Below are 21976 nucleotides of genomic sequence, written 5' to 3'. Positions count from 1 at the left end.
TCAATCTTGAATTAGCATTTTGGAATGTTGGTTATAAAAGATAATAGATAAAATTTAGGTATTAAAAAAGGTGCAATATGCACCTTTTTTATAAAATCATCGAGGAAGATGATTCGTTATTAGCCACGGCCTTCAGCGATTGCTGCTACTGCTGCAATTTGCTGTGCTTCGTGCTCTTGCTGTTCTTGACGATCGCCAGCATCCATTAATTCGTTGGTAATTAGACCCGCTTCAATTTCACGAAGGGCGATTACAGTCGGTTTATCATTCTCCGGTGATACTAGAGGTTCTTTACCATGAATCTGTAATTGACGAGCGCGACGTGCCGCCATTAATATTAGGTCGAAACGGTTACCAACCTGTTGTACAGCATCTTCTACAGTTACGCGTGCCATGCAGGAACTCCCAGTGAATTAAGTCTAAAAAATGACGAGGAACTATACTTTATTTTTGCTTACTTAACCAGCAAATCTTTCATAATTACGCTGTTTTTTGCTGCTTGCTTTGCTGAATCGAGTCTTTCTGCACGCACAATCGCGTGAAGATCTTCTAATGCGGTCGCAAAATCGTCATTAATAATGAGGTAATCATATTCATTATAGTGTGACATTTCAGCTTCTGCCTCCGCCATTCTGCTTGCAATGATCTCTTCACTGTCTTGGCCGCGACTATTTAGACGACGCTCTAACTCTTCACGGCTTGGAGGCAGGATAAAAATACCACGTGCATCCGCAATTTGTTCTTTTATTTGACGCGCACCTTGCCAATCGATATCGAGGAAAATATCAATACCGCGAGCCAGTGTTTTTTCAATCGTTACACGGGATGTGCCGTAGTAATTACCGAATACTTCAGCCCATTCAAAAAACTCATTGTTTTCGATTTGCTGTTTGAAGTCTGCTACAGGGATGTAGTGGTAATGGGTGCCGTCAATTTCACCAGGGCGAATTGCTCGAGTCGTGTGAGATACAGACACTTTCATATCGCTGCTTGGGTTTGCATCTAGAAGTGCTTTGATAAGACTTGATTTTCCTGCGCCACTTGGAGCGGATACAATAAATAGAGTGCCTTTACGTGCCATGGTGAGCCTTTGATTAGCGTTAAAAGCGGCCCAAGATAGCATAAATACAAGGAAGAATTAAACTGCTTTTATGCTTTACTCAGTAACAACGCACAAAAAATTGCTGGAAACTGTTCGTTAAGCGATTTAATTGGACTTAGTGGGTATGAGGTGTCGATGAAAGATTGATTAAGGCAATGCCGACGGCGATAAATAACATGCCGATCCAAACTTTAGTATCAAGGTGTTGTTTGTAGACTAAGCTCGACATGTAGGTCACTAAAATAATCGCTAACCCTGCCCATGAAGCATGCACAATACCAACGGGTAAGTTTTTAACGGCTTGGCCTAAGAACAAAAAAGCGAGTAGGTGACCAAAGACGACAATGACGCTGGGCCAGAAGTTGCTAAATCCATTGGTCGCTTTCAGAGCCACGTGTGATGTAGCTTCTGCCAATACGCCTAACAAAAGAAATAACCAACCCATAACGCTACCTGCTCACTTTGATTTATAGAAATAGAAAATATAGAAATTTTTATGCCTTAAAAAACGCCTTCACATACTTGCTGTATGTGAAGGCGGATATAACACGATTATTTGTAAACGCTTACTTATCAAAAAATTTCTTGTAGAAAACGCTACTTATCGAAATGAATGACAGTACGAATACTTTCGCCTTTGTGCATCAATTCAAATGACTCGTTAATATCTTCTAAGCTCATAGTATGAGTAATGAAATCGTTTAGTTTGAAGTCACCTGCCATGTAGCGTTCTACAATTTCGGGTAACTCTGAACGACCTTTCACACCACCGAATGCAGAACCGCGCCATACACGACCTGTTACCAGTTGAAATGGACGGGTTGAGATCTCTTTGCCCGCACCGGCTACGCCGATAACAATCGATTCACCCCAACCTTTATGGCAGCATTCTAATGCCGATCGCATGACGTCAACGTTACCGATACATTCGAATGAGTAGTCAACACCACCGTCCGTTAATTCAACGATCACGTCTTGAATTGGTTTGTCGTAGTTTTTCGGGTTAATGCAATCTGTTGCGCCTAATTGACGGGCCAGTTCGAACTTGCTTTCGTTAATGTCGATAGCAATAATACGACCTGCTTTTGCCATTTGAGCACCGATAATCGCAGAAAGACCGATACCACCGAGACCAAATACAGCCACTGTATCGCCTTCTTGCACTTTGGCAGTATTAAGTACCGCACCCATACCGGTTGTTACACCACAACCTAATAGACAAATTTCTTCTAATGGTGCTTCTTTGTTTACTTTTGCTAATGAAATTTCTGGTAATACTGTGTATTCAGAAAACGTTGAGCAGCCCATATAATGGAAGATTGGTTGACCGTCTTTGTAAAAACGCGTCGTGCCATCTGGCATTACGCCTTTGCCTTGTGTTTCACGAATTTTTTGACAAAGGTTAGTTTTACCTGATTTACAGAACTTACATTCGCCACATTCTGGTGTGTAAAGCGGGATAACATGGTCGCCAACGGCAACACTTGTTACGCCTTTACCAATTTGTTCAACGACACCGCCACCTTCATGACCAAGAATCACTGGGAAGATACCTTCTGGATCATCACCTGACATAGTGAATGCGTCAGTGTGACATACGCCAGTTGCGATAATGCGCACTAATACTTCACCAGCGCGGGGTAACATCACATCAATTTCTTCGATAGAAAGTGGTTGGTTAGGGCCCCAAGCAATTGCCGCTTTTGATTTGATAAATTTGTCAGTCATTCTATTTTCTCTCTAATTTATACTGTCAGTTGTGAGGTAACACTGAGGACCCCCGTTTTGTTGGAGCCATTATAGTTATTTCTGTGACATTGATAATCCCATTAAATAGTAATTTACTTTTACTGAGTGGTAACAATTGGTAGCTGTTAATATGGATTGAGTGCTTTTAACAGTTTAATCGTGGGTAAAATAGGGATATTAAGGAGATACTGACGATGATTTTTGATAAGAACAGTCTGACATTACTATCAGACTGGTGTTCATTATGTGCTATGAATGGCTAAACTTGCCTAGCTAGATTAAGCAAATTTCTTTTCTAAGTGGGCAATGATGTCGCTTGATTCATACATCCATTGTACTTGACCATTTTCTTCAATACGTAGGCAAGGTACTTTGCGTTTACCGCCTTGTTGTTCTAGTTCGTTACCAAACGTCGCATCGTTTTTCGCGTCGCGTACGGTGATATCTAAGTTTAAACGCTTCATGCTACGGCGTACTTTTACACAAAATGGGCAAGCCTCAAATTGGTAAAGTGACATGTTATTGATCTCGCTATCAACTTTTGCTTGTGCATCAGCTGGGCGTTTCATGCTTTTTGGCGTGAAGATAAAGTTAAGCGTTAAAATTAGACGGCCTAGTAGCCAGCGAACAACTTTCATGAATAAGTACCTTGTGAAAATGGGGTGAGTTTTTCGGTATGCTAACACATTTATAGTCCGTAAGGCGACGCTCAGCACGACCCTTGCTGTATATCAGCAAGGGGGTTAGGCGCAGACCTAATTAGTTATTGTTTATAACCAGGCTTATATACAATGTGATTGCGGGGTGACGCTATGACTAAGCGCGGCGTTTTCTAAATGCGTAGATACCTGCGCCATAGAGAGTTTTGAAAAATACTGGCCAAGTACCTAAATTGGCTTTTGGCTGCTGCTGTTTAGCAATACGCGCAAGCTGGGCTTCGTACCACGTAATGTTTAACATCGCGATGCGATCAATGGCTTTAACACCTGTGGTTAAGTTCGGTAAACTGATCTTGTGGTCATCAGATGCCATTAATTTATTCGGCAACTGGGTATCTAACGACATAGGACGCGCGAGTCCAATAAAATCTGTTGCGTTACTTTGCAGTGCAGAAAGCATGGCTTTACTTGAACGAAAGCCACCAGTCACAACTAACGGTGTATCGGTAATAGCACGTACTTTTTCAGCATAAGCAAGGAAGTAAGCTTCACGCGCTAATGTTGACTTCTTCACTTTGTGACCGGTCATCGTTGGACTTTCATAAGTACCACCACTGATCTCGATTTGATCGATGCCAGCATCAGATAATGCTTTGACTACTTGCATGGATTCTTCTTCGGTAAAACCACCGCGCATAAAATCGGCAGAATTCAGTTTAATGCCAATCGGAAATTCGTTGCCAACCTCAGTACGTATTGCTTGATAGATTGACAGTACAAAGCGCATGCGGTTTTCAATTGTCCCACCCCATTGGTCATCACGTTGGTTGTGACGTGGTGACAGAAATTGATTAACTAAATAGCCATGGGCACCGTGAATTTGTACGCCAGTAAACCCGACTTGTTTGGCCAGTTTGGCGCTGGTTTGGAACTGAACAATAATGTTCAATATCTCTGATTCGGTCAGCGCACGTGGTGTATTAAAGCCTTTTTCCAAACCGTTCGTTAGTGCTATTGCCGATGGTGCAATAGGCTCTGCATTAATGAAGTTCGGTGTTTGTTTACCGGGATGATTTAATTGCGCCCACAATTGGGTATCGTTAACGCTGCCTTGTTGCGCCCAACGTTTAAATTCGCTTAAATCACTTTGTTCATCTAATACCACTTGTTTTGGCTCGCCAAGTGCATTGCGGTCAACCATGATATTACCGGTAATCGACAGTCCTAAACCACCTAAAGCCCAAGCATGATAAAGCGTTGCTAACCCAGGTAATGGATTATGGTTAATATCGCTTAGCTGTTCACTCATTGCCGATTTAAATAAACGGTTTTTAATATGAGTGCCATTTTTTAAGGTGAAACCTTGCTGTAATGTAATTGCTGTTGTCATTATTAATCCTGCTTTAAATAAATCATTAGACCGGTCGTCTTAGGTCTGGGTAAAAAAAACGATATTACAATTCGACTTATAATATCGCTGTCTGTTTGTCTGTTTGTCTGTTTGTCTGTTTGTCTGTTTGTCTGTTTGTCTGCTTATTAAGTTAGCTAGCTTTTAAAATGTCATCAAAAATGAAATCAGTTATCTGAGTGAGATTATCGGTATTACCGGCGATCTTCATTTCGATTAAGCTGCCTTCCCACGCTGTCCACATCAGAGTTGCAAGTTGCTTCGCAGGTAAGTCGGTACGGATCAATTGCTGTGCTTGTGCATCGCTGATTAATCCAGACAATAATGTGTTTAATGCTTTGACTGAGCGTTGCATCGCTTGTTGGCATAACTCACTCGAGTTACCAATGTCGTTGGCAACACTCGCCACTAAACAACCTTGTTTACCCTGTTGCTCGCTGTATTTTTGACGTTGTTTTTCAAACAACGCGCGCAATTTTTCAATTGGATTCAGGTTAGCGTTATCCAATAGCGGTTGCATTTGTTTTGCTTGCGCGTGCATATCGGCTTCGATTAGCTCGGCAACAAAAGCTTCTTTGCTATTAAAATAATTATAAAAGGACCCTTTCGGTACTTTTAACTCATCTAGGATCTGTTTTATCCCAGTACCGTGATAACCGTGTTGAGAGATATGCTTGATACCAACTTCAATCAGGGCTTCGCGGGTATGTTCGTTTTGTTTAGGTCTTGGCATTTGGTTATTCTATGACCGATCGTCTTGAAATGCAATGGTTAAAGGTAGAGGGTTTATCTCCTCTTACCTTATACAGGCCATTAGGTTATATTTTTATTCTGCTGCCACTTATCAACAACCAGCGCGGCAATCAGATCGCCTTCGACATTCACTGCGGTTCTGAATGTATCCAACGGACGTTCAATAATCAGTAAGATCGCAATACCTTCGAGTGGAATACCAGCGGCGAGCATGACCAACTGCATACCAGACATAGATCCCGATGGCATACCCGGTGCGCCGACAGACGACACCATAGCCATAATAAAAATCATTACTATGCCAGTTGTACTTAAATCAATTCCAAATAATTGCGCAAGAAAGATAGCTGCAACGCCTTCAAACAGGGCTGTGCCATCCATGTTCATGACTGCGCCAAGTGGTAGAACAAAGCTACTGGTACTTTGTGATATTCCGAGCTCTTTTTCTGCGGCTTGCATCGATAACGGTAGCGTAGCGGTACTTGACGAAGTCGCAAATGCCATGGCTAGCGGTGCTGATATAGCCTTAAATAAAGTGCGGAATTTAATGCCAGTAAATATCTTAGCCAAGGTTGGTAATACAATAACACCGTGGATCAACGTCAACAAAAATACCAGTAAAGCGAATAATGCTAACTGACCAAATAAACTGGAATTCCCGGTAACGGTAAATTCAAATACGATAGCAAACACAGCAACCGGTGCCAGACGAATAATGCCTTGGACTAATTTATTTAACCCTTTATTTAAGCCCGCGATAACATCAAATACCACATGCTGTTGTGGCAGTGACCGCAATAGCGACACTGAAAATAACAACGAAAATAATACAATGGCCAATAAGTTGCCGTTGACCAAAGCCGCAAAAGGATTGACCAGCGCCATCGCGAGTAATTTTGCGGCAATACTTGAACCGGTTACGGTATCCTGATCAATCAGTTTGATGTGGTCTGCAACCGTGACAGGTTCGACTAAAGGTTGCCATTCTGGCATTAATAGTGCTGCACCAAGCCCTAAGCTGATGGCGATAATCGAAGTCAGGCTATAAAAAATGAGTGTACTTACACCCAAAGTTTTTAATTTTAGGGTGGAGCCTATATTGGTAATGCCTTGCATTAAAGACAGCATCACCACCAACCCGATGACCATTTTTAGCAAGCCGATATAGGTGGTCTTTCCTAACAAGATCAATTGATACCAAGTTTGCTCGGTAATATTGGCGACTGTTGGCATGATTGAGGCAAAAAACCAAGCTAAAATAGCGGCAGTCAGTAATTGCAACGGCAATGAACGCTTGATCGTGGATAACATAATCTTTCTCGTTAGAGTTACTGGATATCAGTAAATGAGGCGCGATTATATTGGAGTTATTCGATAATGATAATGAGCTTGATAAGCAAATCACTTTTACTGGTTAGTAATAATGTAGGTTTATTGCAGGGAATAACTTATAATTGTTACCTAACTGTAGAATAAGAGAGTGTATAGATGAGTGATTGGTCTGGTGTCAGTGAATTTGTTGCGGTTGCTGAAACCGAAAGTTTTACCGCGGCGGCAAAGCGTTTAGGGATCTCTACAGCGCAGGTCAGTCGACAAGTTTCTGCCCTTGAAGAACGCTTATCGGCAAAATTATTTTATCGTACGACACGCAAAGTATCGGTGACAGAGGTGGGGGGGATTTACTATCAACATTGTCGTCAGGTCATGGATGGATTAGCAGATGCAGAACGTGCGATCACCAATTTACAAAGCACACCCAAAGGTAAGTTAAAAATCACGGCACCGATTACTTATGGTGAGCGTAGTGTCGCGCCGTTAGTGAATGATTTTGTGACGCAATATCCTGAATTAGAAGTGCAGTTGGTACTATCTAATCAGCAAATTGATTTAATCGATGAAGGTTTTGATTTAGCGATCCGCTTAGGTCAGTTAGGCGATTCATCCATGATTGGTAAACGATTAGCGACCCGTAAACAATATGTTTGTGCTGCGCCTGAGTATTTAAGTGCATTTGGTGCGCCGCATACTTTATCTGAATTAGATCGTCATAATTGTTTGTCAGGGACACTGGATTATTGGCGTTTTCAGGAAAAAGGCAAAGCCCGCAATATTCGCGTGAAAGGTAATTTTAGTTGCAATAGTGGTCCGGTATTAGTGGATGCGGCGCTAAAAGGCGTAGGTATCGTGCAACTGCCTGATTATTATGTGCAGGAATACATTAATCAAGGTCAACTCATTGAATTGCTACCGAACTACCGTGAACCGGACGATGCAGTATGGGCGTTATATCCACAAAATCGTCATTTATCACCGAAAGTTCGAATGTTAGTAGATTATTTAGCGAAAGAGCTGGCAGTAAACTAGCACTCGGAAAGTGATTGTCTAGGGTATAGAACAGACGTGATTAAATACTTCGCTATTATTGGCGGAGTAAAGATAAAGGAAATTGCCTTCACGCTCAATCTTATAATCGATTGAAAAACCTTTATATAATAATTGATCATTGTTAATCACATCATCAGAATGCTTTTTTTGAAAATTAACGTCGTTGAAAACCATCGACAAACTATTACCGTCCAGAATATATTCACCAACAAAGAGTAGCTCTACTGTTTCTGTGAGGCCGTTTTTATCCTTGACCAACATTCTGTCTTTAATATAAAAACTAGTCTTAGAGCTAAAAGTATAAAGCATTGATTCATTTATCATTTCGTATTTTGAGTATACATTACTTGAGAATCTAATTTTTTGGAAATTACATTTCCATTGACTACCGACCAAAACTAAATCTGGTGTTATCAAACTTTTACCAAGCAAAATAAAACATAAAATGCCATATATAATGATCAGTTTGACTAAATATGATTGCATTTATTCACCACTCTACTATTTAATTTTCTTACCATTGTCGAATATAAATTTAAACAGCTAAGAATATGAACTAAGAATTTGCGTTATAATATATTATATACAATTTATTGCTTGTTCGTAGCTATGTTTACGAAGTGAAGCTCTATAAGTATCTAATTTAATGTAGGACTTTAATGACTCATAAACAGCAAGCGACCCAAAAGAATATAGTTATAGATGTAGAGCTGCGTGCTATCACTTGTCTTATTTCAGGCGTTACAGTGAGCATGCGCCCTTTACCTTTTAGAGTGTTAATGCATTTATTAAAAAATCAAGATAAATGCATTTCTAGAGATGAATTGTTCGAAGTGTGCTGGCAAGGCGCAGTTGTTTCTGAGCAATCATTAACGAATACGATTTCTTATATAAGAAAGACGATACAGAAACTAGAGTCTAATGAGTTGAAACTCAACACCATTAGTAAAAAAGGCTACTCATTGGTAATTACTTTACCTGAAAATAGTCTTAATGGGTCAATTGTAGATGGAGCTGAAGAGTCAGGTAAAGCACAAGAGTTAGATGAAGTTATTGATGACAGTGATAAAAAGAATAACGCTAATCGTAAGTTGTTAAACGATAATAAAAGAATAAGCTTACCATCAATTAAGGGGACCTACAAAAGAGGGTTCTGGCTTGTTGTTAATATAGTGTTTATATCGACATTAATCTTTTTAATAGCAAAGAATAATATGGGTAACGCTTCTTTTATGGATACAAAAAACTATCAACACTATGAACTGGATAATATTGATATCTACATTAGTGATCTTGATGCATTACTTGTTGGGAGGGAATTTAGAAAAGACCTGGATGGTTCAAACCTAAATTCATGTGATATAAATAAGGTCTACATTAGGGTTTATTCCTCGCCATACAACAAAGATAACATCGCGATGAGTGCTTTTATCATAACCAATAAGAGCGAAAGTTTGAATGTTATTAATTACAAACTCGTGGAGGAGGAGCTCTATAGCTCTATAGTTGAATCAATTGCAGGTGACGATTTGTGTCATGGGTCTATCAATATCCCATCAGTCTTTTAAAATGTGATTATTTCAGCCTCAAATAATTCATATCACACTAAGAATTGTCTTTAAACGTTGTTTTTTTATAATAAAAATATAACCAAAATGAAAAGTAGCATGTATTTTAGTTTTTTGGTGGTGTTTTTAATTGTTATTATACAGTTGCTTATGCCTGATTTTTATTGTTCTTTATTAAATTATAAACATATTTCATTCTTGTTTATTTTTTCGTTAAATTTAACTTTATTATGATGCCTGATTTAGATTGAAACTTAGATGTAAGGTAATTAATGAAAACTGCAATAATAATGACGGCAGTGCTGATGTCGACATCCATGGTAAGTGCTGTATCAACTTTTGAACTTAAAGGGTTTGGTGTAAGCGATATTTCTGTCCGTAACAGTGATGGTATGAATTCTCCATTGATGATGTTCAGGCGGGCACGCGTAAATTCCAAGTATATTATCTTCAATCGAAAAAGTCGGTAACATTTCGACGAATGGTATTCGTTAGGATCAAATTACACAGTCTTTCAATAGAGTAAGTTGGAAGTTCGAATCTGTGAACTCAGAACTCCCTTTGTTATTACTATGATCTAAAAATCTATTTTATGAGTGCGGCTACGGTTTCTTGTAATTCCGTTAATTGCGCCTTTAGTGTTGCCACTTCTTGCTCAAGTTCATCGACTCTAGTTGATAATGCATCATGTTCGTCAGAACGCGGATTCATCGTTTGTACTGTACTATCTGCTACTGCTGTCGAGGTTACTTCACCACTGAATAAGTGAGCATAACGACAAGCACTTTGTCCCGGCTCTCTAGCCAGTTTAACGATAAATGGACCTTGTTCATGATTGACAAGCTGATCCAGTGTCGTTTCAACTTCTTGTACATCATTAAACTGGCATTGACGTGCTGAACGGGTTCTTAGTTCGCCCGGGGTTTGTGGCCCACGTAAAAATAGCAAGGTAAGGATCGCTAACTGTTGCGGGTTGAAACGAATTTTACTGAACTCGGTATTACCAAAACGATGGCGAATTTTAGCGCTGCGTTTGCCGCCATGCTCATCATTTACGACTAAACGTTTTTTCACTAAATCATCAACAATGTTTTGTACTTCATCTTGGCTAAGTGAAAGAACAGGCTCTCGGCTGCTTTTTTGATTACAGGCCGAGGTTAATGAGTTTAACGATAGTGGGTAATTATCTGGTGTGGTGTGTTCTTTTTCAATTAACGCGCCTAATACGCGGGTTTCATGTAGCGAGAGTTCATCCATTACCAGTCGATCCCTATTTGAGCTTTAATACCTGAGCGAAAGGCGTGTTTTTCTTCTCTGACTTCACTCACTGTGTCGGCGATGGCGACTAAATCTTTGTGGGCACTACGGCCAGTGACGATAACTGTTTGATCAACAGGGCGATTACGGATAGCGCTGAGTACTTCTTCCAAATCTAAATATTGGTAACTGAGCATGTAAGTCAGTTCGTCTAAAAGCACCATTTTAAGATCAGGATTAGCTAACATGGCTTTAGCATGCACCCATGCTGTTTCTGCTGCGGCGATATCTGCGGCTTTATCTTGGGTATCCCAAGTGAAGCCCGTTTTCATTGCGTGATAAGGCATATCAGGACGTACTTGCTGGATGAATTTAACTTCCCCCGCTTCCCATGTACCTTTAATAAATTGCACAACACCCGCATTAAAACCGTGGCCTATACAGCGAATAACATTACCAAAACCTGCACAGGTTTTACCTTTACCATTACCTGTCATTACGATCAAAATACCACGTTCTTCCGTGGCTTTATTGACGCGTTTGGCGACTGTATCTTGGATCTTCTGCATTTTCTGTTGATGTTTATCTTGGTTATGTTCTTCCGTCATTCTGCATTCCTTTCATGCCTTGTGCGATTAACTTCAGTGTAAGGCTTTTATGACTAAATGGAAGTGGGGAAATTAAAAATCACCGTTAATTAGTTTTTGATAAATCTGGTCTTTTAAAGCAAGTCGACGGTTTTTCAATTCAATAAAATGGCTATCTGTGGTGGGAATGTCACTGGCTTCAAGGCCGTAAATATGATGATCGAGTTTGTGATATTCTTTGGCTAGGGCGGCAAATTCGGGGTCATCGCTTTTTAGTTTGGCGATATCAATGGCGTGTTCAGGAAATTCATGGTTGAGCGGGTGTTTTTCATTTTGCATTATAATTGCCTTAGTGATGAACGAGTTCTTTTAGTGTAGTCGAACTCGTTCATCGCGGCATCTAATGTTGGACTTGTTCTTGATGCCAATGGTTGAGACGTGGCATAAGCATTATCGCCAGTAATATTGTGGATAAACTACCCATTAATACGATCACGGCATAGGGTGCGGTGAGTTCTGTTTGTTGAATTAACCCTGCGAGTAGTGCTGCGCCACTCATTTGGATACAACCTAACATTGCGGCCGCTGTACCTGCGCGTTCGCCAAATGCAGCTAATGCCATACTGGTTGCTGGACCAAGCAATAATGCAAAGCCAATACATAACAACATCATTGGTAACATAAAGGCAAACGCGGCAGCCATACCAGCTGTTGGTCCCCAATGTTGTACGGCCAATTGCAGTGCCGCGGATAATAATAATGCAATAAAGGCAATGATCACTGTAGGACGATTACCGAAACGTTTGATCACCGTTGGCGCAGCAAAACAAGCGGCGATATTGACGATAGCATTTAGACCAAACAATGCGCTAAACTCTAATTCTTCGATACCTAAATGACGAATTAGCCAGTCTGGTGCATAGGATACATACGTTAGGATTGATGCCATGCCTACCATACAAGCCATAGCGTAAAACATGAAATGGGCATCGTATAATACCGGTTTAAAGCGAGACCAGTGGTACAACGGTCCGGACATATCAGTATTATCTGGGCGTGTTTCTGGTAACTTTTTGATAATTAGTAGCAATATTATTAAGCCGTATAGCATCATAAAAATAAAGGTAGAGCGCCAGCCAAATTGCAGCGCTAATAAGCCGCCTAAGGTAGGTGCAAGCGCTGGAATCACACAAATAACGCCATTTAAATAACTGTAATAATACGCGCCTTTTTTAGAGTCAAAGCTGTCACGTACCGCACTAAACACCACAATTGATACCGCACACGCTGCTATTCCTTGCAGTACTCGTGCTATTTGTAGCCAGTGAAATTCGGCTGCACCAGCAGCAAGCAGGCTGCTCAAGCAATACAATATGACCCCGCCAATAGCGACAGGACGGCGACCAAAACGGTCTGCCAGTGGGCCAATTAATATCTGGCCGATACCCATAGCAAATAAGAATAAGATTAACGTAGACTGTATTTCACTTGATGACACCTTAAATTCAGCTGCCATTGTTGGCATTGAAGGCAGGTAGATATCGATAGCGAGGGGGCTTAACACCACCATAGCCATCAAAATAGGTAATATATTTCGGCGCATTGTTATTCTCAAATATAAGGCATGGATTAATGTGGAGCAGTTTACGTAAAGCGTGATATGAATGGAAGTGGTATAATTTCAGAACTGAGTTTCCATTTAGGAATATCTTATGAATTTAGATAACCTTGCCAAGATAGATCTAAATCTCTTGGCTATTTTACAGATCTTACTTGAAGAAGAGAGTGTAACCCGCGCAGCGCATCGCTTGCACTTAAGCCAGTCGGCACTGAGTAAAAGTTTAAACCGACTACGTGATACCTTGGGTGATCCGTTGTTTTTACGTACTGCCCATGGTTTAAAACCGACGGCGCATGCTTTGCAATTAAAAGCACAATTACCGACGATATTACAGGGCTTGTATCAGCTCTGCTTACCGCCGAGTTTTATTCCCGAAAATAGTCATCGCCAGTTTTCGTTTGCGATGCTTGAAAGTGCCTATGAAACTTTACTACCTCATTATATTGGGCCAATATTATCGCAAGCACCTAAGCTGAATTTAGGTATTTATGGTTGGAATGAAAAGTCATTATTAGACTTGCAGCAAGGACAGATTGATTTTGGCATTACGGCCAGAGAGTTGCACCCCACGGCCAATGTTCGCCTCAATAATTTACCTGAGGGGATTGCACATCAGCGTTTATTTACCGATAACCAGGTGTGTTTAATACGCGAAAATCACCCTATGTTAGCAAGTATTAATGCAGGGCATTGGGATGTTGATACTTATTTGAGTATGTCGCATGTACAGGTTCGCTGTGAAGGTAATGATTGGTGGTTATTGGATTATCAATTAGCTGAATCGGGTCAACACCGTCATATCTGCGCAACCTTACCGGATTTTTACGGTGCCGCCAGTGTGTGTGCGCACAGTGATTTAATTTTTACGTTACCGTCGAGTTTTGTCTCGCATGCACAAAAGTTATATGACTTGGTGCAATTACCTTTGCCGATAGATTTTTCTTCATTGGTCTATGTATTGTTATGGCATGAACGTAATAATGATGAGCCGGGACATAAGTGGGTCAGAGATACTATTTGTCAGAGTGTTGCGAAAGAGATGGACTAACCGTATGCAGCCGCCGTGTGGTTGATGGGGTTTCGCCAAAAAGCAATTTATAGTCCTGAGAAAATCCCCCCGGATGATAAAAACCGTAATCGAGGGCTACATCCACGATGGCTCTGGTTTGATGTGGTTTACTGAGTTCTCGGCGTATTTGGTTTAAGCGGGTAAGGCGAATAAAGCGCTGGGGACTAATACCTAATATTGATTCAAAGCTGTATTGCAGCGTACGCCTGCTCACATTGGCGATACTACAAAGTTCACTAATCGTTGTTGGGTAAGCGGTGGTTGTAATGTATTGAGTTATGGCGTCGACGGTTGTTTTACGTTTACGATAACTGACGCGTGCTGTCGTGAGAGGTTGCTTTTGAACAAGTAATTCAACGACCGCTGAAATAAGAATATCTTCTTGTATCCGGCAGGTTATATTCAATAACTTCGAGGATAATAAGTGTGCTACAAAATACCGTAAAGCGGAAACAGTATTCGGGGGGTAACTGCGTAGTAATTCTGAATCTGGTATTATTTCATCTAACGTTATATTTTGTATATTTGCAATCTGAGTCAATGCCGACTTGTCGATAACAATACCGTAAATACTAAAATCCTCAGGTGTCATTAGTTCGAAATCTTGCTGTCCAGCTCTACACATAATTGTGTTTTCTTGAGTATGGCGACCATTAATACGACAACTTTTGCTATTTGCACTAAACCCTAACCAGATCCCACTGTCGTTAATATTGCATTGTTGTCGTAATGATTGATTAGTGTATTCCTTAAAGACACTGACTTGCGTTAAGGCGACTTCGTTAATACATCCATAAAAAGCCCCATGGCTGAATTGATCATACTCTTGTGACCAAAGCGATAAGTTACCAGCATGCCTGTTTGCATCGTTTGCTTCATAGATGTTCAAACATGGTGCAATGATTTGTTTACTCTTATTGTTCATTTCTAATTACCTCTTTATGACTACGCCCTTTTATGATGCACTATAATTTCAACGTGTTGATTTTAATGGTTTATTAAATTTGCCTAAATCTGATAGGCGGTTGGAATGATCTTCGCTTTGGTTTTATTCATGCAAGTATCAATCCTATCTGTGCGATATGGTTACAGAAGCTATTTGAGGTCAACGTATGAAATCCGCTTATCGTCATCAACTTGGCAGTAAAATATATCAATTCAAATCTTTAGCCGATCTGCTCGCAAAAGCGACCCCTGAACGTTCAGGAGATAAGCTTGCAGGTGTCATTGCCCATACCGCTGAAGAACGTGTTGTAGCGCAAATGACACTGGCGGAATTACCGCTTAAAACCTTTATCAATGAAGCCATCATTCCTTATGAAAAAGATGAGGTGACTCGTCTTATCATGGATGAACATGATGTAGAGGCTTTTGCGATTATTGCGCATTTTACGGTGGGCGATTTTCGTAACTGGTTACTCAGTGATGCCGCAACACCGATGATATTAAATCGTTTACGGTTGGGTATCACGCCAGAAATGGCGGCTGCCGTGAGTAAGATAATGCGTAACCAAGATCTTATTCTGGTGGCTAAAAAATGTCAGGTAACTACCGCGTTTCGCAATACTATAGGGTTGAACAAACGCTTATCGACTCGGCTTCAGCCAAATCACCCAACGGATGATGTAAATGGTATTGCTGCCAGTATTTTTGATGGTCTGATGTATGGCAGTGGTGATGCCGTGATTGGCATTAATCCCGCGACTGATAATGTTGCACAGGCCTCGAAACTGTTAACGCTGATGGATGAGGTTATTCAGCAATACGAGATCCCAACACAATCATGTGTATTAACTCATGTGACTAATACCATTGAAGCGATTGAGCAGGGCGCGCCTGTTGATCTGGTGTTTCAATCTATTGGTGGGACAGAAGGGACAAACCGGAGTTTTGGTTTTGATCTTAATGTATTGGCAGAAGCTAACGATGCGGCATTATCACTGAATCGAGGCACTGTTGGTAATAATGTGATGTATTTTGAAACTGGGCAGGGCAGCTCACTGTCGGCGAATGCGCATCATAATATCGATCAGCAAACGTGCGAAACCCGCGCTTATGCGGTGGCCAGAAAGTTTAAGCCTTTATTGGTGAATACCGTGGTTGGGTTTATTGGACCTGAATATCTATTTGACGGTAAACAAATTATTCGCGCTGGTTTGGAAGACCATTTCTGTGGCAAGTTACTCGGCCTACCTATGGGCTGTGATATTTGTTACACCAATCATGCTTATGCCGATCAAAATGATATGGATAACTTATTGACCTTACTGGGTGTTGCGGAATGTTCTTTCATTATGGGCATTCCGGGTTCGGATGACATCATGCTGAACTATCAAACGACCTCATTTCATGATGCGCTGTATGCGCGTCGCGTATTGGGCTTACGTCCAGCCCCAGAGTTTGAGCAATGGCTAACTAAGATGCAATTGTTTGATGATACCGCGGGTGTGATCCTTAATAACACTATTCCTGAACGCTTTTCAACACAATTAAATAACTTACCGAAGGGGGAATGCTATGCCTGATTCTCATGCTCATGCGTTAATAGCGCCCCAGTCAGATTCCGTTGTGACTAACCCGTGGCGTACATTAAGGCGTTTTACGAATGCCAGAATTGGTTTAGGTCGGGTAGGTAACAGTATCCCGAGTAATGAATTATTTAAATTTCAGTTAGCGCATGCGCAGGCCAAAGATGCAGTGCATACGCCACTCGACATTAATGTGTTATGTCATGACCTCACGTTAATGCAGACACCTGTTATGTTAGCCGACCCCTTGGTATTACACAGTGCAGTTGTTGATCGCATGATGTATTTGCAGCGTCCAGATTTGGGCCGTCAGCTTGATGAGGCATCATGTCAGAAATTAACGGATTATCAGCAGATGAAGCAGACTGAATATGACTTGGTCATCGTGGTCGCAGATGGGCTGTCTTCTCGGGCTGTGCAAGATCATGCTGTTGCCGTTATTACATTATTAACGCAACGTTTAGCAGCGGATAAGACACAATCGTGGACTGTCGCTCCCATCATTGTCGTCGAACAGGGACGTGTTGCGGTGGGGGATGATATTGGTGAATTACTCCATGGCAAGGTTGTTTTAGTGTTAATTGGAGAGCGCCCTGGACTAAGTTCACCAGACAGTTTAGGCATGTATCTCACATGGGCTCCCTCTCGCGGACTGGATGATTCCAGTCGTAATTGTATTTCTAACGTACGTCCCGAAGGGTTGAGTTATAAGGAAGCCAGTTTACGGGCCTTTTATCTCTTAACGGAAGCGCGTCGATTATCACTGTCTGGGGTAAACCTGAAAGATCGCTCCGATACGTTAGAAGTTGAGGCGTTGCAAGACACACAAAATTTTTTACTGTCGAAAACAAACTAAGATAAGGATATAACATGTCGGATCATAAGGAATATCTCGCTAAGAGACAATTGAAAAAAGGTACTGCAGGCTGGCTCTTATTGGCTGGTTTAGGTGTGTCATATGTTATATCGGGTGATTTCGCAGGGTGGAATTTTGGTTTTGCTCAAGCAGGCTGGGGTGGCTTTGCGATTGCCTCGGTATTAATGGGGCTGATGTATTACACCTTGGTGTTATCACTGGCGGAAATGTCTGCTGCGATCCCCGCTGCAGGTGGGGGTTATAGTTTTGCTCGCCAAGCCATGGGTCCTGCAGGTGGTTATCTTACCGGACTCGCGATATTAATCGAATATGCACTCGCCCCCGCCGCGATCGTTATTTTTATCGGGTCGGCGGTTAATGCACTGCTTGGTGTGGACGGGCCAGTCATATACGCGTTATTTTATTTGGTTTTTATTGGTATTCACTTAGCGGGTGTCGGTGAAGCATTAAAAGTGATGATGGTGATCAGTGGTCTGGCGGTATTTGCCATTATCGCTACTGCAGTCGCCTTGATTGGTGAGTTTGATGTAAATAATTTATACGACATTGCAGTCACGGATGCAGCGGGTGCCTCTGAATTTATGCCGATGGGTTGGTATGGCGTATGGGCGGCGTTACCTTTTGCTATGTGGTTATTCTTGGCTGTTGAAGGGGTGCCGCTTGCCGCTGAAGAAGCTAAAAACCCAGCAAAGGATGTGCCTAAAGGTATTATTGCTGCGATGACATTTTTGCTCTTTACAGCATTGCTCGTGGTGGTGTTATTGGCTGGCGCCGTTGGCGCAGATGTCATTGGTAAAAGTGCTGTCCCGTTAGTCGATGCATTAAAAATTAGTGGTAATGAGACATTAGCTACATTGGTCAATGTACTCGGTCTTGCTGGGCTAGTGGCCTCGTTTTTCTCTATTATTTATGGTTATAGTCGATTGGTATTTGCATTGTCACGTGCTGGTTATTTACCGCGTTCATTGTCGTTAACCAGTAAACGTAAAGTACCTTCAAGAGCCTTGATTATTCCAGGTGTATTTGGATTCTTTGTATCGTTAAGTGGCGAGGGTGATTTGATTTTAGCCATGGCAGTCGTCGGTGCGACTGTGTCTTATGCTCTGATGTCACTCAGTCATATATTATTACGGATTAAACAACCTGATTTAGTTCGCCCTTACAAAACGCCGGGTGGTATTGTGACTTCATCTATCTCGTTATTACTTTCGTTGGTTGCTTTGACTGGGGTGTATGCGTTTGACCCCCGCGCATTTAATCTGACATTGGGATTATTTGTGATTGGCGGTTTGTATTATTTCTTTGTCAGTCGGCACAACTTGGTTGCTGGCAGCGCAGAGGAAGAGTTTGCATTGCTTTCACAAGCAGAGTTGGAATTGCAAGCGGATGAGAATGGAGACGTAGTAAGCGCGGTTTAATGTTTTTAATTGAGCTTTATTACCGCTGCTAATACATCAGTAGGCTTGGTATGCATGGTTGTTGCTTATCACTTATCACCAATCCAATATGGACTGGCGGCAAGTAATCAGCGATAGCCAGTCATCTTATCGTTGTAGTTGTGTAGTTGTGTAGTTGTAGTTGTAGTTGGATAACAACACCACTTAACGATTAATCATTGCCAACGATCATATCAACTTGAATAATTTTCTTATTAAGGGTGAGTAACTGTTGCTGTTCTTCTGCAGTTAACGGCGAGTAGTAATCTGTTGTTACTTGTTGTATTCGTTTATGTGCCGCATCTTTTACCGCGATCCCTTTTGCTGTTATTGATAAATAACGCGCTTTTTTATTGGTGTCACTTTTATGTGCGGCGATTAACTTACGCTTAATACAATTATCAACCAGACGTTTGATCACAGAGCGCTCACGAAGCAATGCTTCGGCCAGTTTTTGTTGTGGTAATTCACCTAACTGTTCTAGCGCACGTAACGTGCCTAACATTTCTAAGGTAATATCAAATTCAGTTACCAGTACCTGATTTGCTAAGGTTCTAAATTGCTTGTATGCCAATCCCATCATAAATGAAATACTGTTATCCAATGTTGGAATATTGGTGATTGATTTGGCCATTGTTATCTCGCGAACGTGTTAGCTGATAAAGAATAAAGAGTATACCTAAAGTGACCGCAAGTTCCCATGCACGTAGATAGGTTCGCTCTAAACCAAATGAAATATTGCCCATATACAGCTGTATCGGCAGTACCGTTGCCAGTAATACATCTGCATGTAAGTCTTTAAATTTATTTGGGGAATTAACCATCCAGTTGGTGATGGTAAATATCAAGAAGCCAAGCCCAAGTGCGTAAAAGCTAATGACACTCTGATGTCCAGCGAGCAGTAGTGTAAAAATGATCGCCAGTGCGCAGCCACCTATCTGAGTGATAAAACGTAACTTTACTACGCGTAGATATTGTGCTCGGTTAAATTGCGTTGCAGCCGCTATGACTGGCACCATACAGAATGTCGCAGAGAGTAAATCGACAATCATTAAGAATGCTAATCCTGAGCCAATCAGGCTGAGGGAAATGAAGCGGTGTTGATAAGTCACTTGTTGCGGTTTTATTTGCGGTGCTTTGCCATTCTTGGCAACTGGAAATAGCCACACCATGAATTTACAGACCGCGATAGTCACAGCCATTGAAATAAAGATCTCATGAATTCGCATTGGCATACTAGCGCTCGTATACTGAGAAAATACGATGATCAATACCCAATTAAATACTGGCATGAGCATGCCTCCCTGTTTTGCTGGGGTATTAGCACTGCGGCGCACTTGATCAATGAAAATTAAACTGATTGTCCAAATAGCAAAGGGATGATCTTTAAATGTTTCCGCAATAATCAGTGCACAAGTTGCAGCGATCAAGGTCGGGATGAGCATCTTCAACAGTCCATACCATGAGTAATCTTTGCCTTTTGTCATTAGGAGCGTTGGATAGAGAACCAAATATACATTGTTTTCAAGGTGTAATAAGTTACCCGCTAACATGCATAAGGTAATGATCAGAGTGATCCGTAATGTATCATTTAACTGCTGGTTTTTAATTAACATATCAACCTCTTGCTAATAGATATAGCGGAAGCAAGCGACGAGTTTGATCCAAGCGTAACCGATAAAATCTACGGTTTGATTGCCATTTTTAACCATAACGCTGGCGCGTGATCCGGCAATAAGTACGCTATCAATATCATCTACGCTAATGCGTGTGCGTATTTTTTGTTGTTCACGTATCCAGCGCGTATCATTGACGACTGTCGATAGCTGATTGGTCGATGTGGATGGATCAAAAATTGCGCGATCTTGGTTACTGATCTTACCTTCAAAAACAGTACCCGGCAGCGCATCAAAAGCGATCCACACGGCTGTGTTTGTTGTTAAATGTGCGACGCCTTTTTCATTGAAGTCGGCGCTTAGCCAGCTGTTTGCTTCGTTTACCAAAAATAACGATGCACTACCTTTGTTGATATACGTACCTTGTTGTAATTGTAAATTACTTACCGTACCAGCGGTTGTTGCAATAATATCGGTGCGTTGTAGATCAAGTTGCGCGGTTAATAATTTTGCTTCTACTATTTCAATTGCAGCATTTTTATTATCACTTGGTAAATCGACTTTGATTCGCAGAATATCGGCATTCGCCGCTTCTACCGCACTTTGGGCGATATTTACATTTGTTAAGCTGTCATCAACATCTTGTTGGGTGATTAAGCCTTTGTTGAGTAGCTGTTGATAACGACGATATTTTGTATCTGTATTTTTCCATTCAATCGTGCGCTGACTGAGTATTTGATTGGCGGACTGAAGTTCTTGCCATTTCGCTGAGTTACTTTCTTGTATTTTATGTAGTTCTGCTTTTGCCTGCTGCACTGCCAATGCGTAACTCTTTTTATCAACACTAAACAATACATCACCAACTTTGACTGATTGACCGTTTATGACATTGACTGCCGTTATCACCCCAGAAACTTCCGGTGCGATATTCGCAATTGTTTTGTGTATGGTCGCTTGCGTTGTAAATGGTGCGATATTATCTGCGCTTATCAAAAATGCAGAAAACCCTATCGTTACCGTTAGTACGGAATAGATGGCGTATTTATAAATTGTGTCCTTCATTTGTTTTGTTACCTATACAACAATAAATCTAGAGGTCGAAGTCTATAGATTTATTGATGTATATGCAACAATAGTTATGGTGTATTTTTTTATCACCTTTGACGAAAAACACTGTCTTTTAGGGCTGTGATGTAAGTCATTATTGCGTAGCAATAAGCACTTTGTTTTGTTATTAATATTGACATATTTTCACATAGAGTCTAAGTTTAGAACTTGGTACTGTATATAAATACAGTCACATAAGGTGCTGAAAATTGAAACTTATTGCGTATAAATACAGATTCTACCCAAACAATGAG

23 protein-coding genes are annotated in these 21976 nt (G+C 41.1%); 6 read left to right on the top strand and 17 right to left on the bottom strand.

The annotated features are described in order from the left end of the window. Window positions 1–119: 119 nt before the first annotated feature. From rpoZ to AKG98_RS02345, 8 genes are all read right to left on the bottom strand, one after another. Complete coding sequence (rpoZ, locus tag AKG98_RS02380; protein ID WP_067040823.1) at window positions 120–395, bottom strand: DNA-directed RNA polymerase subunit omega; 276 nt, start codon at window positions 393–395, stop codon at window positions 120–122. A 59-nt stretch (window positions 396–454) separates the two neighbouring features. Beyond that, window positions 455–1081: a guanylate kinase gene (gmk, locus tag AKG98_RS02375; RefSeq protein WP_067040821.1), complete on the bottom strand. Its 627-nt coding sequence runs from the start codon at window positions 1079–1081 to the stop codon at window positions 455–457. A gap of 136 nt (window positions 1082–1217) precedes the next feature. Continuing rightward, on the bottom strand, window positions 1218–1547 hold the full coding sequence (locus AKG98_RS02370) for a multidrug efflux SMR transporter (RefSeq protein ID WP_067040806.1): 330 nt from the start codon (window positions 1545–1547) through the stop codon (window positions 1218–1220). 152 nt (window positions 1548–1699) lie between these two features. Continuing rightward, window positions 1700–2830: an S-(hydroxymethyl)glutathione dehydrogenase/class III alcohol dehydrogenase gene (locus AKG98_RS02365; protein ID WP_067040804.1), complete on the bottom strand. Its 1131-nt coding sequence runs from the start codon at window positions 2828–2830 to the stop codon at window positions 1700–1702. A gap of 299 nt (window positions 2831–3129) precedes the next feature. Further along, entirely contained in the window at window positions 3130–3489 is a 360-nt protein-coding gene (locus AKG98_RS02360) for a glutathione S-transferase N-terminal domain-containing protein (protein WP_067040799.1), read from the bottom strand. A 178-nt stretch (window positions 3490–3667) separates the two neighbouring features. After that, complete coding sequence (locus tag AKG98_RS02355) at window positions 3668–4900, bottom strand: NADH:flavin oxidoreductase/NADH oxidase family protein (RefSeq protein ID WP_067040796.1); 1233 nt, start codon at window positions 4898–4900, stop codon at window positions 3668–3670. Window positions 4901–5051: 151 nt separating this feature from the next. Then, entirely contained in the window at window positions 5052–5651 is a 600-nt protein-coding gene (locus AKG98_RS02350) for a TetR/AcrR family transcriptional regulator (protein ID WP_067040793.1), read from the bottom strand. A gap of 80 nt (window positions 5652–5731) precedes the next feature. Beyond that, window positions 5732–6982 (bottom strand): dicarboxylate/amino acid:cation symporter, encoded by a 1251-nt coding sequence (locus AKG98_RS02345; protein WP_067040790.1) that lies wholly within the window; start codon window positions 6980–6982, stop codon window positions 5732–5734. Window positions 6983–7159: 177 nt separating this feature from the next. Here AKG98_RS02345 and AKG98_RS02340 point away from each other — a divergent pair, with 177 nt between their 5' ends. Next, on the top strand, window positions 7160–8035 hold the full coding sequence (locus AKG98_RS02340) for a LysR substrate-binding domain-containing protein (protein ID WP_067040787.1): 876 nt from the start codon (window positions 7160–7162) through the stop codon (window positions 8033–8035). Window positions 8036–8053: 18 nt separating this feature from the next. On the opposite strand, the gene AKG98_RS02335 is transcribed toward AKG98_RS02340, so the two are convergent. After that, entirely contained in the window at window positions 8054–8542 is a 489-nt protein-coding gene (locus AKG98_RS02335; protein ID WP_228140185.1) for a hypothetical protein, read from the bottom strand. Window positions 8543–8715: 173 nt separating this feature from the next. On the opposite strand from AKG98_RS02335, the gene AKG98_RS02330 reads away from it, so the two are divergent. Beyond that, window positions 8716–9624, top strand: coding sequence for a winged helix-turn-helix domain-containing protein (locus AKG98_RS02330; protein ID WP_067040784.1), 909 nt, complete (start codon window positions 8716–8718; stop codon window positions 9622–9624). A gap of 585 nt (window positions 9625–10209) precedes the next feature. Here the strand turns inward: AKG98_RS02330 and AKG98_RS02320 are convergent. The 4 genes from AKG98_RS02320 to AKG98_RS02305 all read right to left on the bottom strand — a co-directional run bounded on the left by AKG98_RS02320 (window position 10210) and on the right by AKG98_RS02305 (window position 13071). Further along, window positions 10210–10881 carry a YceH family protein gene (locus AKG98_RS02320; RefSeq protein ID WP_067040778.1) on the bottom strand — a complete coding sequence of 224 codons (672 nt, stop codon included), beginning with the start codon at window positions 10879–10881 and terminating at the stop codon, window positions 10210–10212. After that, window positions 10881–11489: a cob(I)yrinic acid a,c-diamide adenosyltransferase gene (cobO, locus tag AKG98_RS02315; RefSeq protein ID WP_067040775.1), complete on the bottom strand. Its 609-nt coding sequence runs from the start codon at window positions 11487–11489 to the stop codon at window positions 10881–10883. The genes AKG98_RS02320 and cobO overlap by 1 nt, the downstream gene beginning before the upstream one ends. 72 nt (window positions 11490–11561) lie before the next feature. Beyond that, window positions 11562–11807, bottom strand: a complete 246-nt coding sequence (locus AKG98_RS02310; protein ID WP_067040772.1) for a YdcH family protein — start codon at window positions 11805–11807, stop codon at window positions 11562–11564. Between the two features lie 61 nt (window positions 11808–11868). Continuing rightward, window positions 11869–13071 (bottom strand): multidrug effflux MFS transporter, encoded by a 1203-nt coding sequence (locus AKG98_RS02305; protein WP_067040769.1) that lies wholly within the window; start codon window positions 13069–13071, stop codon window positions 11869–11871. Between the two features lie 109 nt (window positions 13072–13180). On the opposite strand from AKG98_RS02305, the gene AKG98_RS02300 reads away from it, so the two are divergent. After that, window positions 13181–14137 carry a LysR substrate-binding domain-containing protein gene (locus AKG98_RS02300; RefSeq protein ID WP_067040767.1) on the top strand — a complete coding sequence of 319 codons (957 nt, stop codon included), beginning with the start codon at window positions 13181–13183 and terminating at the stop codon, window positions 14135–14137. Here the strand turns inward: AKG98_RS02300 and AKG98_RS02295 are convergent. Next, a complete protein-coding gene (locus AKG98_RS02295) occupies window positions 14103–15083 on the bottom strand; it encodes a helix-turn-helix domain-containing protein (protein ID WP_067040764.1) in 981 nt (326 codons plus the stop codon). The genes AKG98_RS02300 and AKG98_RS02295 overlap by 35 nt on opposite strands. Window positions 15084–15270: 187 nt before the next feature. Between AKG98_RS02295 and AKG98_RS02290 the strand changes: the two genes are divergently transcribed. From AKG98_RS02290 to eat, 3 genes are read left to right on the top strand one after another with little or no spacing between them, the layout of a single operon-like run. Further along, on the top strand, window positions 15271–16683 hold the full coding sequence (locus tag AKG98_RS02290; RefSeq protein ID WP_067040761.1) for an ethanolamine ammonia-lyase subunit EutB: 1413 nt from the start codon (window positions 15271–15273) through the stop codon (window positions 16681–16683). Beyond that, entirely contained in the window at window positions 16676–17542 is an 867-nt protein-coding gene (eutC, locus tag AKG98_RS02285; RefSeq protein WP_067040758.1) for an ethanolamine ammonia-lyase subunit EutC, read from the top strand. The genes AKG98_RS02290 and eutC overlap by 8 nt, the downstream gene beginning before the upstream one ends. Window positions 17543–17556: 14 nt before the next feature. Further along, complete coding sequence (eat, locus tag AKG98_RS02280; protein ID WP_067040755.1) at window positions 17557–18981, top strand: ethanolamine permease; 1425 nt, start codon at window positions 17557–17559, stop codon at window positions 18979–18981. Between the two features lie 190 nt (window positions 18982–19171). Here eat and AKG98_RS02275 read toward each other — a convergent pair whose 3' ends face one another. Genes AKG98_RS02275 through AKG98_RS02265 form a run of 3 tightly spaced genes read right to left on the bottom strand, consistent with a single transcriptional unit; the run spans window position 19172 to window position 21677 of the window. Beyond that, the gene (locus tag AKG98_RS02275; protein ID WP_067040751.1) at window positions 19172–19633 is read right to left on the bottom strand and encodes a MarR family winged helix-turn-helix transcriptional regulator; all 462 of its coding nucleotides are present in this window, start codon (window positions 19631–19633) and stop codon (window positions 19172–19174) included. Beyond that, a complete protein-coding gene (locus AKG98_RS02270; RefSeq protein WP_067040749.1) occupies window positions 19596–20615 on the bottom strand; it encodes a DUF2955 domain-containing protein in 1020 nt (339 codons plus the stop codon). The genes AKG98_RS02275 and AKG98_RS02270 overlap by 38 nt, the downstream gene beginning before the upstream one ends. A 12-nt stretch (window positions 20616–20627) precedes the next feature. Continuing rightward, window positions 20628–21677 carry an HlyD family secretion protein gene (locus AKG98_RS02265; RefSeq protein ID WP_067040747.1) on the bottom strand — a complete coding sequence of 350 codons (1050 nt, stop codon included), beginning with the start codon at window positions 21675–21677 and terminating at the stop codon, window positions 20628–20630. Between the last annotated feature and the right edge of the window lie 299 nt (window positions 21678–21976).

It is taken from the genome of Moritella sp. JT01 (assembly GCF_001574435.1).
In the GTDB taxonomy this organism is placed as follows: Bacteria; Pseudomonadota; Gammaproteobacteria; order Enterobacterales; family Moritellaceae; genus Moritella.
Note: the sequence above shows the minus strand (reverse complement) of the source record. Positions and strands in the feature narration are given on the sequence as shown.

What these genes read in the sequence shown, in the direction of transcription:
- AKG98_RS02340 (WP_067040787.1), top strand. Translation starts at nt 7,160, where the DNA reads ATGAGTGATTGGTCTGGTGTCAGTGAATTTGTTGCGGTTGCTGAAACC.
- rpoZ (WP_067040823.1), bottom strand. Translation starts at nt 395, where the DNA reads ATGGCACGCGTAACTGTAGAAGATGCTGTACAACAGGTTGGTAACCGT.
- AKG98_RS02355 (WP_067040796.1), bottom strand. Translation starts at nt 4,900, where the DNA reads ATGACAACAGCAATTACATTACAGCAAGGTTTCACCTTAAAAAATGGC.
- AKG98_RS02310 (WP_067040772.1), bottom strand. Translation starts at nt 11,807, where the DNA reads ATGCAAAATGAAAAACACCCGCTCAACCATGAATTTCCTGAACACGCC.
- AKG98_RS02275 (WP_067040751.1), bottom strand. Translation starts at nt 19,633, where the DNA reads ATGGCCAAATCAATCACCAATATTCCAACATTGGATAACAGTATTTCA.
- AKG98_RS02360 (WP_067040799.1), bottom strand. Translation starts at nt 3,489, where the DNA reads ATGAAAGTTGTTCGCTGGCTACTAGGCCGTCTAATTTTAACGCTTAAC.
- AKG98_RS02270 (WP_067040749.1), bottom strand. Translation starts at nt 20,615, where the DNA reads ATGTTAATTAAAAACCAGCAGTTAAATGATACATTACGGATCACTCTG.
- AKG98_RS02295 (WP_067040764.1), bottom strand. Translation starts at nt 15,083, where the DNA reads ATGAACAATAAGAGTAAACAAATCATTGCACCATGTTTGAACATCTAT.
- AKG98_RS02290 (WP_067040761.1), top strand. Translation starts at nt 15,271, where the DNA reads ATGAAATCCGCTTATCGTCATCAACTTGGCAGTAAAATATATCAATTC.
- AKG98_RS02305 (WP_067040769.1), bottom strand. Translation starts at nt 13,071, where the DNA reads ATGCGCCGAAATATATTACCTATTTTGATGGCTATGGTGGTGTTAAGC.
- eat (WP_067040755.1), top strand. Translation starts at nt 17,557, where the DNA reads ATGTCGGATCATAAGGAATATCTCGCTAAGAGACAATTGAAAAAAGGT.
- AKG98_RS02335 (WP_228140185.1), bottom strand. Translation starts at nt 8,542, where the DNA reads ATGCAATCATATTTAGTCAAACTGATCATTATATATGGCATTTTATGT.
- AKG98_RS02345 (WP_067040790.1), bottom strand. Translation starts at nt 6,982, where the DNA reads ATGTTATCCACGATCAAGCGTTCATTGCCGTTGCAATTACTGACTGCC.
- AKG98_RS02350 (WP_067040793.1), bottom strand. Translation starts at nt 5,651, where the DNA reads ATGCCAAGACCTAAACAAAACGAACATACCCGCGAAGCCCTGATTGAA.
- AKG98_RS02300 (WP_067040767.1), top strand. Translation starts at nt 13,181, where the DNA reads ATGAATTTAGATAACCTTGCCAAGATAGATCTAAATCTCTTGGCTATT.
- AKG98_RS02370 (WP_067040806.1), bottom strand. Translation starts at nt 1,547, where the DNA reads ATGGGTTGGTTATTTCTTTTGTTAGGCGTATTGGCAGAAGCTACATCA.
- AKG98_RS02265 (WP_067040747.1), bottom strand. Translation starts at nt 21,677, where the DNA reads ATGAAGGACACAATTTATAAATACGCCATCTATTCCGTACTAACGGTA.
- eutC (WP_067040758.1), top strand. Translation starts at nt 16,676, where the DNA reads ATGCCTGATTCTCATGCTCATGCGTTAATAGCGCCCCAGTCAGATTCC.
- AKG98_RS02320 (WP_067040778.1), bottom strand. Translation starts at nt 10,881, where the DNA reads ATGGATGAACTCTCGCTACATGAAACCCGCGTATTAGGCGCGTTAATT.
- cobO (WP_067040775.1), bottom strand. Translation starts at nt 11,489, where the DNA reads ATGACGGAAGAACATAACCAAGATAAACATCAACAGAAAATGCAGAAG.
- gmk (WP_067040821.1), bottom strand. Translation starts at nt 1,081, where the DNA reads ATGGCACGTAAAGGCACTCTATTTATTGTATCCGCTCCAAGTGGCGCA.
- AKG98_RS02330 (WP_067040784.1), top strand. Translation starts at nt 8,716, where the DNA reads ATGACTCATAAACAGCAAGCGACCCAAAAGAATATAGTTATAGATGTA.
- AKG98_RS02365 (WP_067040804.1), bottom strand. Translation starts at nt 2,830, where the DNA reads ATGACTGACAAATTTATCAAATCAAAAGCGGCAATTGCTTGGGGCCCT.